The sequence below is a fragment of the Pseudomonas sp. FG86 genome, assembly GCF_057808775.1.
The window spans coordinates 38,988-52,604 of record NZ_JBMDIS010000010.1 but is presented as its reverse complement, the minus strand read 5'-3'; the positions used below and the strand labels follow the sequence as shown (position 1 = coordinate 52,604).

General features: G+C 60.7%; 11 protein-coding genes and 1 pseudogene. 8 read left to right on the top strand and 4 right to left on the bottom strand.

The window, feature by feature from the left end; translation table 11 throughout:
* Positions 1-225 precede the first annotated feature (225 nt).
* Positions 226-2,028: an acyl-CoA dehydrogenase gene (locus ACODSV_RS09495; protein ID WP_069075115.1), complete on the top strand. Its 1,803-nt coding sequence runs from the start codon at positions 226-228 to the stop codon at positions 2,026-2,028.
* A gap of 131 nt (positions 2,029-2,159) precedes the next feature.
* A complete protein-coding gene (locus ACODSV_RS09490) occupies positions 2,160-2,591 on the top strand; it encodes a hypothetical protein (protein WP_150056273.1) in 432 nt (143 codons plus the stop codon).
* Between the two features lie 123 nt (positions 2,592-2,714).
* Here the strand turns inward: ACODSV_RS09490 and ACODSV_RS09485 are convergent, their stop codons facing one another.
* Together ACODSV_RS09485 and ACODSV_RS09480 are read right to left on the bottom strand one after the other, a co-directional pair.
* A complete protein-coding gene (locus ACODSV_RS09485) occupies positions 2,715-3,008 on the bottom strand; it encodes a cell division protein ZapA (protein WP_024073015.1) in 294 nt (97 codons plus the stop codon).
* The gene (locus ACODSV_RS09480; protein WP_024073014.1) at positions 3,005-3,235 is read right to left on the bottom strand and encodes a hypothetical protein; all 231 of its coding nucleotides are present in this window, start codon (positions 3,233-3,235) and stop codon (positions 3,005-3,007) included. The genes ACODSV_RS09485 and ACODSV_RS09480 overlap by 4 nt, the downstream gene beginning before the upstream one ends.
* 55 nt (positions 3,236-3,290) lie before the next feature.
* Here ACODSV_RS09480 and ACODSV_RS09475 point away from each other — a divergent pair.
* From ACODSV_RS09475 to selO, 5 genes and pseudogenes are all read left to right on the top strand, one after another.
* Positions 3,291-4,283: pseudogene (locus tag ACODSV_RS09475) on the top strand (MCP four helix bundle domain-containing protein); the annotation flags it as partial.
* Positions 4,266-5,138, top strand: coding sequence for a methyl-accepting chemotaxis protein (locus tag ACODSV_RS09470; protein WP_404940606.1), 873 nt, complete (start codon positions 4,266-4,268; stop codon positions 5,136-5,138). The pseudogene ACODSV_RS09475 and the gene ACODSV_RS09470, both read left to right, overlap by 18 nt.
* Before the next feature lie 232 nt (positions 5,139-5,370).
* The gene (locus tag ACODSV_RS09465) at positions 5,371-7,113 is read left to right on the top strand and encodes a potassium/proton antiporter (RefSeq protein WP_024073011.1); all 1,743 of its coding nucleotides are present in this window, start codon (positions 5,371-5,373) and stop codon (positions 7,111-7,113) included.
* A 50-nt stretch (positions 7,114-7,163) separates the two neighbouring features.
* Entirely contained in the window at positions 7,164-10,547 is a 3,384-nt protein-coding gene (gene mscK, locus ACODSV_RS09460) for a mechanosensitive channel MscK (protein ID WP_024073010.1), read from the top strand.
* 48 nt (positions 10,548-10,595) lie between these two features.
* Entirely contained in the window at positions 10,596-12,059 is a 1,464-nt protein-coding gene (gene selO / locus ACODSV_RS09455) for a protein adenylyltransferase SelO (RefSeq protein WP_150054340.1), read from the top strand.
* Positions 12,060-12,077: 18 nt separating this feature from the next.
* Here the strand turns inward: selO and ACODSV_RS09450 are convergent, their stop codons facing one another.
* Together ACODSV_RS09450 and ACODSV_RS09445 are read right to left on the bottom strand one after the other, a co-directional pair.
* Positions 12,078-12,479 carry a helix-turn-helix domain-containing protein gene (locus tag ACODSV_RS09450; protein ID WP_024073008.1) on the bottom strand — a complete coding sequence of 134 codons (402 nt, stop codon included), beginning with the start codon at positions 12,477-12,479 and terminating at the stop codon, positions 12,078-12,080.
* Between the two features lie 6 nt (positions 12,480-12,485).
* Positions 12,486-12,773 (bottom strand): type II toxin-antitoxin system HigB family toxin, encoded by a 288-nt coding sequence (locus ACODSV_RS09445; protein WP_024073007.1) that lies wholly within the window; start codon positions 12,771-12,773, stop codon positions 12,486-12,488.
* A 236-nt stretch (positions 12,774-13,009) separates the two neighbouring features.
* Here ACODSV_RS09445 and trxC point away from each other — a divergent pair, with 236 nt between their 5' ends.
* Positions 13,010-13,444, top strand: a complete 435-nt coding sequence (trxC, locus tag ACODSV_RS09440) for a thioredoxin TrxC (protein WP_024073006.1) — start codon at positions 13,010-13,012, stop codon at positions 13,442-13,444.
* The last annotated feature ends 173 nt before the right edge of the window (positions 13,445-13,617 follow it).

The window sequence follows — 13,617 nt, the reverse complement described above, 5'->3', positions numbered from 1 at the left end:
GACGAAACACGGTCAACATGTGAGAGGGGGCTTGCCCCCGATAGCGGAGTATCAGTCAGTCCATCGGATACTGACACACTGCTATCGGGGCAAGCCCCCTCCCACATTTGATCGCCTTTCAATTCCCCTCCCCGCGTTCTGCCTCTTCATCACCCAAATCAATCTTGCTATCCAGCCTCTATTCGCGCACTTAGACTCCGGCCTACTCCATATAGGTAAGCCGCCATGTCCGAGACGCTCCTCAGTTCCCGCAATCTGGCTTTCGAGCTGTACGAAGTCCTCGACGCCGAGGGCCTGACCCAGCGCGAGCGGTTTGCCGAACACAACCGCGAAACCTTCGACGCCGCGATCAGCACCGCGCGCAGCATCGCGGAAAAGTACTTCGCGCCGCACAACCGCAAAAACGACGAAAACGAACCGCGCTACGAAGACGGCAAGGCAATTCTGATTCCAGAAGTGAAACCCGCCGTGGATGCCTTTCTGGAAGCCGGCTTCCTCAATGCTGCGCGCAGTTTTGAAGCCGGCGGCATGCAGCTGCCCACCCTGCTGTCCCAGGCCTGTTTCGCCCACTTCCAAGCCGCCAACGCTGCCTCTACTTCCTACCCGTTCCTGACCATGGGCGCAGCCAACCTGATCGAAAGCTTCGGCACCGAGGAGCAGAAACAACGCTTCCTGCAGCCGATGATCGAGGGCCGCTTCTTCGGCACCATGGCGCTGACCGAACCCCATGCCGGCTCCTCCCTATCAGATATCCGAACCCGCGCGGAGCCTGCGGCCGACGGCAGCTATCGCCTCAAGGGCAACAAGATCTTCATCTCCGGCGGCGACCATCCGCTGTCGGAAAACATTGTGCACATGGTGTTGGCCAAGTTGCCGGACGCACCAGCCGGGGTGAAGGGCATTTCGCTGTTTATCGTGCCCAAATTCCTCGTCAACGACGACGGCAGCCTGGGGGCGCGCAACGATGTGTTGCTGGCCGGGCTGTTCCACAAGATGGGTTGGCGCGGCACCACGTCCACAGCGCTGAATTTCGGCGATAACGGCCACTGCGTCGGCTACCTGGTGGGCAAACCCCACCAGGGCCTGAGCTGCATGTTCCAGATGATGAACGAAGCACGTATCGGCGTGGGCATGGGCGCGGTGATGCTCGGCTACGCCGGTTACCTCTACTCGTTGGAGTACGCCCGCGAACGCCCCCAAGGCCGCCTGCCGGACAGCAAGGACCCGACCACTGCACCGGTGTCCATCATCCAGCACGCCGATATCAAGCGCATGTTGCTGACCCAGAAAGCCTACGTCGAAGGCGCCTTCGACCTGGGCCTATATGCCGCGCGGCTGTTCGATGACACCACCACCCTGGCCACCGACATCGAACGCCGGCAAGCCCACGAACTGCTGGACCTGCTCACCCCCATCGTCAAATCCTGGCCTTCGGAGTTCTGCCTGAAGGCCAACGAGCTGGCGATCCAGATCCTCGGCGGCCACGGTTACACCCGTGAATACCCCGTGGAACAGTACTACCGCGACAACCGCCTGAACCCGATCCACGAAGGCACCCACGGCATCCAGTCCCTGGATTTGCTCGGGCGCAAGCTCGCACAGAACGGCGGCGCTGGTCTAAAACAGTTGATTCGCTTGATCGCCGAGACCGGCGCACGCGCGCAGAAATACCCTTCGCTGACCGCCCTGAGGGAACCGCTGGAACACCTGGTGGCCCGCCTGCAAAGCGTCACGATTGGCCTGCTGACCGATCTCGCCCAAGGCAAGGTCAACAGCAGCCTGGCGAACTCGGCGCTGTACCTGAAGGTATTCGGGCACACGGTGATCGGTTGGCGCTGGCTGGAACAGGCGATTCGCGCCGAGGAAGGGTTGGCCAAGGGCAATGCAGCGGATGTCGACTTCTATAAAGGCAAGCTCCAGGCCGCGCGATATTTCCTGACGTGGGAGGTGCCGGGTTGTCATCACGAATTGCGCCTGCTGGAGGACAGGGATGACACCTGCCTGAACATGCAGGACAAATGGTACTAAGCACCTGTCAAGGTTGACAGGTGTTGATCACACGAGAGGCAGATAGAATCGTATGCCCTGAACGTTGTCTTGCCGTATTCGGGATAAGTGCAGTTTTTTCTGCAGCGCGACTACGCCTAGGATCAACATCAATGAAAACGAAAATCATGCTTCAACAAGAAAACATCGGCACATCCAGCTATGTCGGTGATGCCCCGGAAGATGTTTTGATCAGAGTCGGTGAGGAGTGGATCGTAGACAAGACCTACGTTTGCACCGACAAAACATACAAGCTGCTGCCTGACGTGGGCGACGAGAAAAACCGCTACACCGTCGAAGCCGTATTTGCAGAAAAAGCGACAACAGAGCCCGCCTCGGCGCGCAAAGTCGAAGTGGTCTTTACTGTCAAAAATGATCGCGCGTTCCCGGAAGTACCAGGGACAGAACACAACCCCGCGTACATGTTCCCCATTGCTATTGGCGATCGCTTGACCGACAGATCAAACCAAACAGCGTCCGTGCTTCGAAAATACTATCGCCCTATGTCAGGGGGCCGACTGACGATCGGCTATTACCTGGGTTAAGGCTGAACATTCAAAAGCGACGCGCCCATGTTCAGCAGGCATACGCTCCCGGTAGATGGGAGCGTATCGCCGAGTTTGCGGTTAGATACCGCCTGGCATGCAGCCATCGGTTCAACGGCAGTATCAAGGCTGCCCGATCGCCTTCGAAATCACCTCGACCGTGGCGCTGACTTGCTCTTGGTAACGGTCGAGTTCCTGCTGGTGACGCTGCTGCATTTCGATCTGCTCGGCGCACAGGTTCAGCGCGGCCAGCACCAGTAATTTGTCACCGATGAGGGTCGGGTACTTTTTCTTGGTGGTGGCCAGGGAGGCCTTGAGCATCGTCACGGCGTGCATCAGGGTTTGGTCTTCCCCGGCCGGTGCCTTGATCGAGTAATCCTCTCCGAGAATCGAAACGACCTTTATCCCTTGGTTCATGCGCTGACAGGCCCTGCGCTCACGCGTTCAACCAGTGCTTGAATGCGCGCGGCGGTGGCACCGTGCTTTTCTTCCTGCTCCATCAGGTTCAGTTGCAGGCTGTCGTTCTCATCCTTGGCGCGGGCCAGTTCGGCCTTGAGGGCCTCGTTGCTGCCCAGCAGGTCTTGATTCTGCTGTACCAGGTCGCTGACCAGTTGTTCCAGTTGGCTGAGGGATGCTTCTAACATTTTGATTTCTCTGGCTTTTTAAAAGGGCGGTGACGATAAAGAAAATTCACCTCGGATGCCAGGGTTATCCCCGGCGCGCAGCCCGATAGTTAAGGGCCGGGCCGCACTTTCGAGCCTTAGTGACTGCATTTACCCCATCTGGTTCCGGAATCGGTGCAACCCCTCGTCAGATGCGACAAAAGCGCACGCCCCTTTAGACTTTAGTCGTACGGCCGATACGCGATGCACACCCCGTCTCATGGCCGCATGGATCGCGCTCCTCCCCCAGGACTCCAGCATGTCTCTTCGTAATATGAATATCGCGCCGCGCGCCTTCCTAGGCTTCGCGTTGATTGGTGCACTTATGTTGTTTCTCGGTGTATTCGCCCTGAACCAGATGAGCAAGATCCGTGGCGCCGCGGAAGACATCACCCTGTCCAGCGTGCCGAGCATTCGCGCCCTTGATGAATTCACCCAACTGACCCTGCGCCTGCGGGTGCTGTCATACCGCTTGCTGACCAACCGCGAACCGGATGTGCAGCAAAAGACCCTGGAAGCCTTTGACCTGCGCAACCAGCAGATTCGCACGGCACAGGGTGTCTACGAAAAACTGATCGACAGCAGCGAGGAACGCTCGACCTACGACGAGTACGTACGTTTGCTCAGCCAATACCATCAGATCGAAGAGCGCATGAAGAGCTTGTCGCGCGCCAACCAGATGGAGGAATTGCGCAGCCTGCTCAACACCGAATTGCTGAGCAACTCCGAGCAGGTCAACGCGGTACTCACGCGCCTGCTGGAGATTAATAACAAGATGGCCCTGGCCACCAACCAACAAGCCGAAGACCAGTACAACCTGGCCTTTGACCTGGTGGTGGGCCTGCTGGTGATCGCCACCGCGCTGACGTTGTTGTTCGCCTGGCTGTTGACCCGCAGCATCACCGTGCCGATTTCCCAGGCCCTGGATGCCGCGGAAGAGATCGCCGAAGGCAACCTCACGCGGCCGATCAAGGTCGACGGCAACGACGAGGCCGGTCGCCTGCTGGCGGCGATGACGAAGATGCAGGACAAACTGCGCGACACCTTGCAACGCATCGCCGGCTCGGCCACCCAGTTGGCTTCTGCCGCGGAAGAACTGAACGCGGTCACGGATGAAAGCGCTCGCGGCCTGACCCAGCAAAACAACGAAATCGAACAAGCCGCCACCGCCGTCAACGAGATGACCAGCGCCGTCGAGGAAGTCGCACGCAATGCGGTGAGCACCTCCGAGGCCTCGCGCAACGCCACCACCTCTGCCGGTGACGGCCGCGACCTGGTACAGGAAACCGTCAGCGCCATCGAGCGCATGAGTGGCGACGTGCAAGCCACTGCCACGCTGATTGGCGAGCTGGCCAATGAGTCCCGTGATATCGGCAAGGTACTCGACGTGATTCGCGGCCTGGCCGACCAGACCAACCTGCTGGCCCTGAACGCGGCGATTGAAGCGGCGCGGGCGGGCGAAGCCGGCCGCGGTTTTGCCGTGGTGGCCGATGAAGTGCGGGCCCTGGCCCATCGCACCCAACAATCCACCAGCGAAATCGAGCGCATGATCGGCAGCATCCAGGCCGGCACCGAGCACGCCGTGGACTCGATGCGTAACAGCACCGAGCGCGCGGAATCGACGCTGAACATCGCCAAAGGCGCAGGTATGTCGTTGGACACCATCAACACGGCGATCATCGAGATCAACGAGCGCAACCTGGTCATCGCCAGCGCGGCGGAAGAACAGGCCCAGGTGGCGCGGGAAGTGGACCGCAACCTGGTGAATATCCGCGACTTGTCGGTGCAATCGGCAACCGGCGCCAGCCAGACCAGTGCGGCGAGCGGTGAGCTGTCGCGCCTGGCGGTGGATTTGAACGGGATGGTCGGGCGCTTCCGCCTCTAACTGATACAACTGGGTCAAGAAGGTGGGAGGGGCTTGCCCCCGATAGCAGTGTGTCAATCAGCACATCTGATTCTGATACAGCGTAATCGGGGGCAAGCCCCCTCCCACATTTGGATCCATATGAATCAGAAAAAGCTTTTTGACAGCGCGGCAATTCAACAGGTTAGAATCGCTGGCACGTAGACTGCATGGTCAGTTTGTGCCCGTCTTATATGCTCATGGAGTACTGCCTTTGAATGCGACGACCATCAACAGCCTGTTCTTGATCGGCGCGTTGCTGGTGGGTGCAAGCATTCTGGTGAGTTCCCTGTCGTCCCGCCTGGGCATCCCGATCCTGGTGATCATCCTGGCCGTGGGCATGGTCGCCGGCGTCGACGGCGGCGGTATCATCTTCGATAACTACCCGACCGCCTACCTGGTGGGCAACCTCGCGTTGGCCGTAATCCTGCTCGACGGCGGCTTGCGCACGCGGGTGGCGAGTTTTCGCGTGGCGCTCTGGCCGGCGCTATCGCTGGCCACGGTGGGGGTGTTGATTACCACCGGCCTCACCGGCATGGCCGCCGCCTGGCTGTTCAACCTCAATATCATCCAGGGCCTGCTGATCGGCGCCATCGTCGGCTCCACCGACGCCGCCGCGGTGTTCTCGCTGCTCGGCGGCAAGGGCCTCAACGAACGGGTCACCGCCAGCCTGGAAATCGAATCCGGCAGCAACGACCCGATGGCAGTGTTCCTCACCGTCACCCTGATCGACATGCTTGCCAGCGGCCAGACCGGCCTGCACTGGAGCCTGCTGACCCACCTGATCCGCGAGTTCGGCATCGGCGGCCTCATCGGCCTCGGCGGCGGCTGGCTGATGCTGCAAATGGTCAACCGCATCAACCTGGCCACCGGCCTCTATCCGATCCTGGTGATCGCCGGCGGCCTGGTGGTATTCGCCCTGACCAACGCCCTGCACGGCAGCGGCTTCCTCGCGGTGTACCTGTGCGGCCTGGTGATCGGCAACCGCCCGGTGCGCAGCCGCCATGGCATTTTGCATATGCTCGACGGCATGGCCTGGCTGGCCCAGATCGGCATGTTCCTGGTGCTGGGGTTGCTGGTCACGCCCCATGACCTGCTGCCCATCGCCCTGCCGGCCCTAGGCCTGGCACTGTGGATGATCCTGTTTGCGCGGCCATTGTCGGTGATGGTCGGCCTGCTGCCGTTCAAGGCGTTCCACGGCCGCGAAAAAGCCTTTATCGCCTGGGTCGGCCTGCGCGGCGCGGTGCCGATCATCCTGGCGGTGTTCCCGCTGATGGCCGGCCTGCCCCATGCGCAGCTGTACTTCAACCTGGCGTTCTTTATCGTGCTGGTCTCGCTGCTGGTACAGGGCACCAGCCTGCCGTGGGTGGCCAAGCTGCTGAAAGTGACCGTACCGCCGGAGCCCGCACCGATTTCCCGGGCGGCCCTGGAAGTCCACGTCACCAGCGAGTGGGAGCTGTTCGTCTACCGCCTCGGCGCAGAGAAATGGTGCATCGGCGCCGCCCTGCGCGAACTGAAAATGCCCGAAGGCACACGGATCGCCGCGCTGTTCCGTGGCCAGCAACTGCTCCACCCGTCGGGTAGTACGGTGTTGGAAGTCGGCGATCTGCTCTGCGTGATCGGCCACGAACACAACCTGCCGGCCCTGGGCAAACTGTTCAGCCAGGCGCCGCAACGCGGCTTGGATCTGCGCTTTTTCGGCGACTTCGTCCTCGAGGGCGACGCCCAGCTGGGCGCGGTTTCCGCCCTGTACGGCCTCAAGCTGGAAGGTATCGACCCGGACATGCCACTGAGCCGCTTCATCACCCAGAAAGTCGGCGGTGCGCCCGTGGTCGGCGACCAGGTGGAGTGGAACAACACCATCTGGACCGTCGCGGTCATGGACGGGAACAAGATTGGCAAAGTCGGCGTCAGATTCCCCGAAGGAAGTCGCCCGGGCCCCGGACTCTTCCTCTAAACTGCGGGGCGACAACGCCCCTGATTCTTCACCTTGCTCGACCGGTCTCTATGCTAACCCTGCGCACTTTTCTCGCCACTGCCCTGCTGGGCCTGACTCTTTGTGTCGGCAGCGTATATGCCGCCGACCCACCCAGCGCCGACGCCATCCAGCAAACCCTGGACAAGCTGCCTGATCGCAAGCTGCCCGACGCCGACATGAAGGCGCTGCAGTCGATCCTGCAACAGACCCTGACCTACCTGGGTAACAAACAGGATTACGAACAGCGCCTGGCGGACCTCAAGCGCCAACTGGAAGACGCGCCGCGCCAGACCAGCGAGAACCAGCGCGAACTGACCCGGCTCAAGGCCACCAAGGTCATTCCGGTAGCCCAGCGCTACGCCTCGCTGCCGGTGCCGCAACTGGAGCAATTGCTGGTGCAGCGCACCACCCAGCAAGGCGACCTGCAAAAAGACCTGGCCGAAGCCAACAGCCTGACCATTGCCGCCCAGACCCGCCCCGAGCGCGCCCAGACCGAAATCAGCAACAGCCAGACGCGCATCCAGCAGATCAATTCGACCCTCAAGGCCGGCAAGGACAATGGCAAGACCCTCAGCAGCGACCAGCGCAACCAGTTGAACGCCGAACTCGCCGCCCTGAACGCGTTGATCCCCCTGCGCCGCCAGGAACTGGCCGGCAACAGCCAACTGCAAGACCTGGGCAACAGCCAGCACGACCTGGTAGTCGAAAAGACCGCGCGCCTGGAACAAGAGATCCAGGACCTGCAAACCCTGATCAACCAGAAACGCCTGGCCCAGTCCCAACAGACCGTTACCCAACAATCGATCGAAGCGCAGAAAGCCGGTGGCAGCAGCCTGCTGGCCACGGAAAGCGCGGCCAACCTGAAGCTGTCCGATTACCTGCTCAAAAGCACCGACCGCCTCAACGACCTGACCCAGAAAAACCTGCAGACCAAGCAGCAACTGGACACCGTGACCCAGAGCGACTCGGCGCTGGATGAACAGATCAACGTCCTCAAGGGCAGCCTGCTGCTCTCCAAGATCCTCTACAAGCAAAAACAGGCACTGCCACGCCTCACGGTAGACCGCGACCTGGCGGACGATATCGCCAACATTCGCCTGTATCAGTTCGAGGTCAACCAGCAGCGCGAGCTGATCAGTTCCCCCAGCACCTACGTAGACAACCTGCTGGCCAACCAGCCGCCGGACGATATCACCCCGCAACTGCGCCGCACCCTGCTGGAACTGGCGATCACCCGCAGCGACCTGCTGGAGCGCCTGAGCCGAGAACTGAGCGCACTGCTTAACGAATCGATCACCCTGCAACTGAACCAGAAACAACTGCTCAGCACCGCCACCACCCTGCGTGCGACGTTGGACGAGCAGATGTTCTGGATCCCCAGCAACAAGCCGCTGGACACCGAATGGCTGGAAACCGTACCGGCGCACCTGAGCAAGCAAGTCACCAGCCTGCCTTGGGCCTCCAGCGTCAGCGAACTGTACGATGGCCTGACCCAGCGCCCCCTGCTGTTCCTGCCGCTCCTGCTGTTGATCGGCGCCCTGCTGTGGCGACGTAACGCCCTGTACGCCCGCCTGAAAAAGGTCCACCTGGATATCGGCCACTTCAAGCGCGACAGCCAGTGGCACACACCACAGGCGATCCTGGTGAACATCCTGCTGGCGATGCCGGTGGCCCTGGGCCTGGCGCTGTGCGGCTATGCACTGCAGATCGACGCCCGTGGGCAAAACGCCAACCTCGGCGCGGCACTGTTGCAGATCGCCCAGGCGTGGCTGGTGTTCTACACCGCCTACCGCATCCTGGCGCCGGGCGGCGTGGCGGAGTTGCACTTCCGCTGGGAAAAACCCCAGGTCGAATTCCTGCAAGGCTGGGTGCGCAAGCTCGGGCTGGTGGTTCTGGCCCTGGTGGCCGTGGTGGCGATTGCCGAACATCAACCGGCAGCGCTGGCCGACGACGTGCTGGGCATTGGCGTGGTGCTGTTGTGCTATGCGCTGATGGCCTGGCTACTGGGGCGCCTGCTGTTACACAGCCCGACCCACGAAAAAGCCTCGCTGTTTCGCAAAGCCATGGGCCTGGTGTTTACCGCGCTGCCCATCGCCCTGTTCATCGCCGTGTGCTTCGGCTACTACTACACCGCGCTCAAGCTCAGTGACCGGTTGATCAATACCCTGTACCTGCTGATGCTCTGGCTGGTCATCGAAGCCACCTTCGTACGCGGCCTGGGCGTTGCCGCACGGCGCCTGGCCTACTCCCGCGCCCTGGCCAAGCGCCAAGCAGCCAAGGAAGCCGGCGACGGCGAGGCGGTGATCGAAGAACCGACCCTGGACATCGAGCAGGTCAACGAACAATCGATGCGCCTGATCCGCCTGGCCTTGCTCGGCGGCTTCATCGCGGCGCTGTACTGGGTGTGGTCAGACCTGATCTCGGTGTTCTCCTACCTGGACAACGTCACCCTCTACGAATACACCAGCGGCACCGGCGCCAATATCAGCATGGTGCCAATCAGCATCGGCGACCTGCTCGGCGCGCTGATCATCATCGGCATCACCTTCGCCCTGGCGCGCAACCTGCCCGGCTTGCTGGAGGTGCTGGTGCTGTCCAAGCTGGACCTGGCCCAGGGCAGCGCCTACGCCACCACCACGTTGCTGTCGTATGTGATTGCCGGCGTCGGCTTTGTCTCGACCCTGTCCACCCTCGGTGTGAGCTGGGACAAGTTGCAATGGCTGGTCGCCGCGCTGTCGGTGGGCCTGGGCTTCGGCATGCAGGAGATCTTCGCCAACTTTATCTCCGGCATCATGATCCTGTTCGAACGCCCGGTACGGATCGGCGACACCATCACCATCGGCAACCTGTCGGGCACCGTGAGCAAGATCCGCATCCGCGCGACCACCATCACCGACTTCGACCGCAAGGACATCATTGTCCCGAACAAGACCTTCATCACCGGGCAATTGATCAACTGGTCGCTGACCGACACCATCACCCGAGTCACCCTCAAACTGGGGGTGGACTACGGCTCCGACCTGGACCTGGTGAAGGAATTGCTGCTCAAGGCTGCGCGAGAAAACCCACGGGTGCTGAAGGAACCGGAACCCCATGTTTACTTCCTCAACTTCGGTGAAAGCACCCTCGACCACGAATTGCGCATGCACGTGCGCGACCTGGGCGACCGCAACCCGGTGATCGACGAGGTGAACCGCTTTATCAACCGCGAGTTCAAGAACCACCACATCAACATCTCGTTCCGGCAGATGGAGGTCTACCTGAAAAACCTCCACGGCCAGGAGTACAAGCTGGTGCCGGTAGAAGACGAAAACAGGACCATCGTCGGTCCGGTCGAATCCCCGGATACCCCGGAGCCACCACCGGGCAAAGTGGCGGATGCCCCCGAGCCGCCACCCTCCAAGCTCGACTAAACCGCCTATCCCCAGCAGAATGCTCGGACATTCTGCTGGAGATGGCCGGTGAAAGCCCTCGACGAACTGACCTTCGACAACCGCTTCGCACGCCTGGGCGACGCGTTCTCGACCCACGTATTGCCTGAACCCCTCGACGAACCACGCCTGGTCGTGGCGAGCGATGCCGCCATGGCCCTGCTCGACCTCGACCCGACGGTGGCCGAAACCCCGGTATTCGCCGAGCTGTTTGGCGGGCACAAGCTATGGGCCGAGGCGGAACCGCGGGCGATGGTCTACTCCGGGCACCAGTTCGGCTCCTACAACCCACAATTGGGCGATGGCCGTGGGTTGCTGCTGGGCGAGGTGTACAACGCCGCCGGCGAGCATTGGGACCTGCACCTCAAGGGCGCCGGGCAGACGCCTTACTCGCGCATGGGCGACGGCCGCGCCGTGCTGCGCTCTTCGATTCGTGAGTTTCTCGCCTCTGAAGCGCTGCACGCGCTGGGCATTCCCAGCAGCCGCGCACTGTGCGTGATCGGCTCCAGCACCCCGGTGTGGCGTGAGAAGCAGGAACGCGGGGCCATGGTCCTGCGCCTGGCCCGCAGCCATATCCGTTTTGGTCATTTCGAATATTTTTATTACACCAAGAAGCCCGAACAGCAGGCTGAACTGGCCGAACACGTGTTGAACCTGCACTACCCCGAGTGCCGCGAACAGCCCGAACCGTATCTGGCGATGTTCCGCGAAATCGTCGAACGCAATGCAGAACTGATCGCCAAATGGCAGGCGTATGGTTTTTGCCATGGGGTGATGAACACCGACAACATGTCGATCCTCGGCATCACCTTCGACTTCGGGCCGTTTGCGTTTCTGGATGATTTCGACGCGCACTTCATCTGCAACCACTCCGATCACGAAGGACGCTACTCCTTCAGCAACCAGGTGCCGATTGGCCAGTGGAACCTCAGCGCGCTGGCCCAGGCACTGACGCCGTTTATCAGCGTCGATGCCTTGAAGGAAGCCCTGGGCCTGTACCTGCCGTTGTACCAGGCGCACTACCTGGATTTGATGCGTCGTCGTTTGGGGCTGACCACTGCTGAAGACGATGATCAGAAACTGGTGGAGCGTTTGCTCAAGCTGATGCAGAACAGCGGCGTGGACTACACGCTGTTCTTCCGACGGCTGGGGGATGAATCGGCAGCGTTGGCCGTGACGCGGTTGCGCGATGATTTCGTCGATAGAGCCGGGTTTGATGCCTGGGCCGAGCTGTACCAGGCCCGTGTCGAACGGGAGGGGGACGGCACCGAAGAACAGCGCCGTGCGCGAATGCACGCGGTGAACCCGCTGTACATCCTGCGCAACTACCTCGCACAAAACGCCATCACCGCCGCCGAGTCAGGCGATTACAGCGAAGTACGGCGCTTGCACGAGGTGCTTTCCAAGCCGTTCGAGGAACAGGCGGGGATGGAACAGTACGCGCAGCGGCCGCCGGATTGGGGCAAGCATCTGGAGATCAGCTGTTCGTCGTGATACGCGCCATGCTCGCGGTTAGATGAACATATCGACCGGCACCTTGAAATAATCCGCCAGCCAACGAATCTGCCGAACGTTGAGCTGGCGTTTTCCACTGAGGATTTCCGAGACAACCGATTGAGCGCCAACACCTGGCAAATCACTCTGCGTCAAACCATGCTCCTGCATCAGGGATCGCAATACGTCGACACCGCTGGCCTCTGGCACTGGCCAATGCTCCAAGTCATAAGCCTCGACCCAGTCACCGATGATATCGACCACGCCCATCAACGGGTGAGCTTCGTCTTCCCCTACGATATCCAGCAATTCGTCGAGCGCCTCCACCAGCACATCGTAGTCAGCCTCGGTTTTGGGCTTGCGCAACAGGGGCGACACGAATTGCCAATGCTCGGCCACCTGCTCGATCAGCACACTCATTTCCACTCACTCCTTCCAATTACCCTTGTCGTATTCCCGATGGTCCAGCACATGTCGAATATAGAGCCGCTGCATTCGGTAGCGCACAATCGCAATGAGGCGCAGCTTGTTACCACCTATGTTGAAGACGTGTAACGCCCCCACTTTATCCACGGCCGGAAAAATCGATTTCAACGCCGCGAAGTCTTCTGGATTGAGGACTTTGACCTTCCGATACCACGCATCCAAAGCACAGGCTGAATGAGGCCACTTCACTTTGGCATTGCGGATTTGTTTCGCACTGATTACGCGCATGCAACATCCCTATCGCATATTGCTATGGAGGTTAAACCCGAACCGCGACTATCGCAATTTGCTATGGCGCCGAACGGACCAATGGTGCTGTTTCGAACAAGCACTCCCAGCCTAGATAGGCATGCGCCAATCGACATTTGCGAATCTGTTAGCGCATGCGTCGTCGCCCTCGAGCTTGATAAAACGGCTACCTGACTCCAGATAGGGAGCATTGGCCACATCCACGGAGCGCCACCATGTCCGAACCTCTCGTTATCCCCTGCCCCCATTGCAACGGCCTCAACCGCATCCCCGGAGAGCGCCTGGGGGATACGCCCAAATGTGGGCGCTGCAAGCAGCCGGTTCTACTGAGCAAGCCTTTCGAGCTGAAGCAAGGCGACTACGCCAGCCAGATCAAGGGCGATTTGCCGTTGCTGGTGGATGTGTGGGCCGATTGGTGTGGGCCGTGTAAATCCTTCGCGCCGGTATTCGAACAGGCGGCCGCGCAGCTGGCGGGCAAGTGCCGGCTGGCCAAGCTGGACAGTGAGGCTAATCAGCAGCTGTCGGCGCAGTTGGGGATTCGTTCGATCCCCAGTTTGATTCTGTTCAAGAACGGCCGCGAAGTGGCGCGCCAGAGCGGCGCCTTTCCGTTGCCGCAGTTGATGAGTTGGTTGCGTAGCCAGGGGGTGTAACCCGAATGCCAGTCAGTTAAGTTTTTTTGTAGGAGCGAGCTTGCTCGCGAAAAACGTCAACGATAACGCGTGTTTCCTGAGTGAATGCGGCGTCTGTGAGTTTTTCGCGAGCAAGAACTAGGCGTCCCCCTCGCTCCTACAGAAGGCGATGTACGCTTAACTGACTGGCATTC

Bases quoted from the DNA above. Each gene is read 5' to 3' on its own strand.
- trxC (WP_024073006.1), top strand. From the start codon at position 13,010: ATGTCCGAACCTCTCGTTATCCCCTGCCCCCATTGCAACGGCCTCAAC.
- ACODSV_RS09450 (WP_024073008.1), bottom strand. From the start codon at position 12,479: ATGAGTGTGCTGATCGAGCAGGTGGCCGAGCATTGGCAATTCGTGTCG.
- mscK (WP_024073010.1), top strand. From the start codon at position 7,164: ATGCTAACCCTGCGCACTTTTCTCGCCACTGCCCTGCTGGGCCTGACT.
- ACODSV_RS09495 (WP_069075115.1), top strand. From the start codon at position 226: ATGTCCGAGACGCTCCTCAGTTCCCGCAATCTGGCTTTCGAGCTGTAC.
- ACODSV_RS09480 (WP_024073014.1), bottom strand. From the start codon at position 3,235: ATGTTAGAAGCATCCCTCAGCCAACTGGAACAACTGGTCAGCGACCTG.
- ACODSV_RS09445 (WP_024073007.1), bottom strand. From the start codon at position 12,773: ATGCGCGTAATCAGTGCGAAACAAATCCGCAATGCCAAAGTGAAGTGG.
- ACODSV_RS09470 (WP_404940606.1), top strand. From the start codon at position 4,266: ATGACGAAGATGCAGGACAAACTGCGCGACACCTTGCAACGCATCGCC.
- ACODSV_RS09485 (WP_024073015.1), bottom strand. From the start codon at position 3,008: ATGAACCAAGGGATAAAGGTCGTTTCGATTCTCGGAGAGGATTACTCG.
- ACODSV_RS09490 (WP_150056273.1), top strand. From the start codon at position 2,160: ATGAAAACGAAAATCATGCTTCAACAAGAAAACATCGGCACATCCAGC.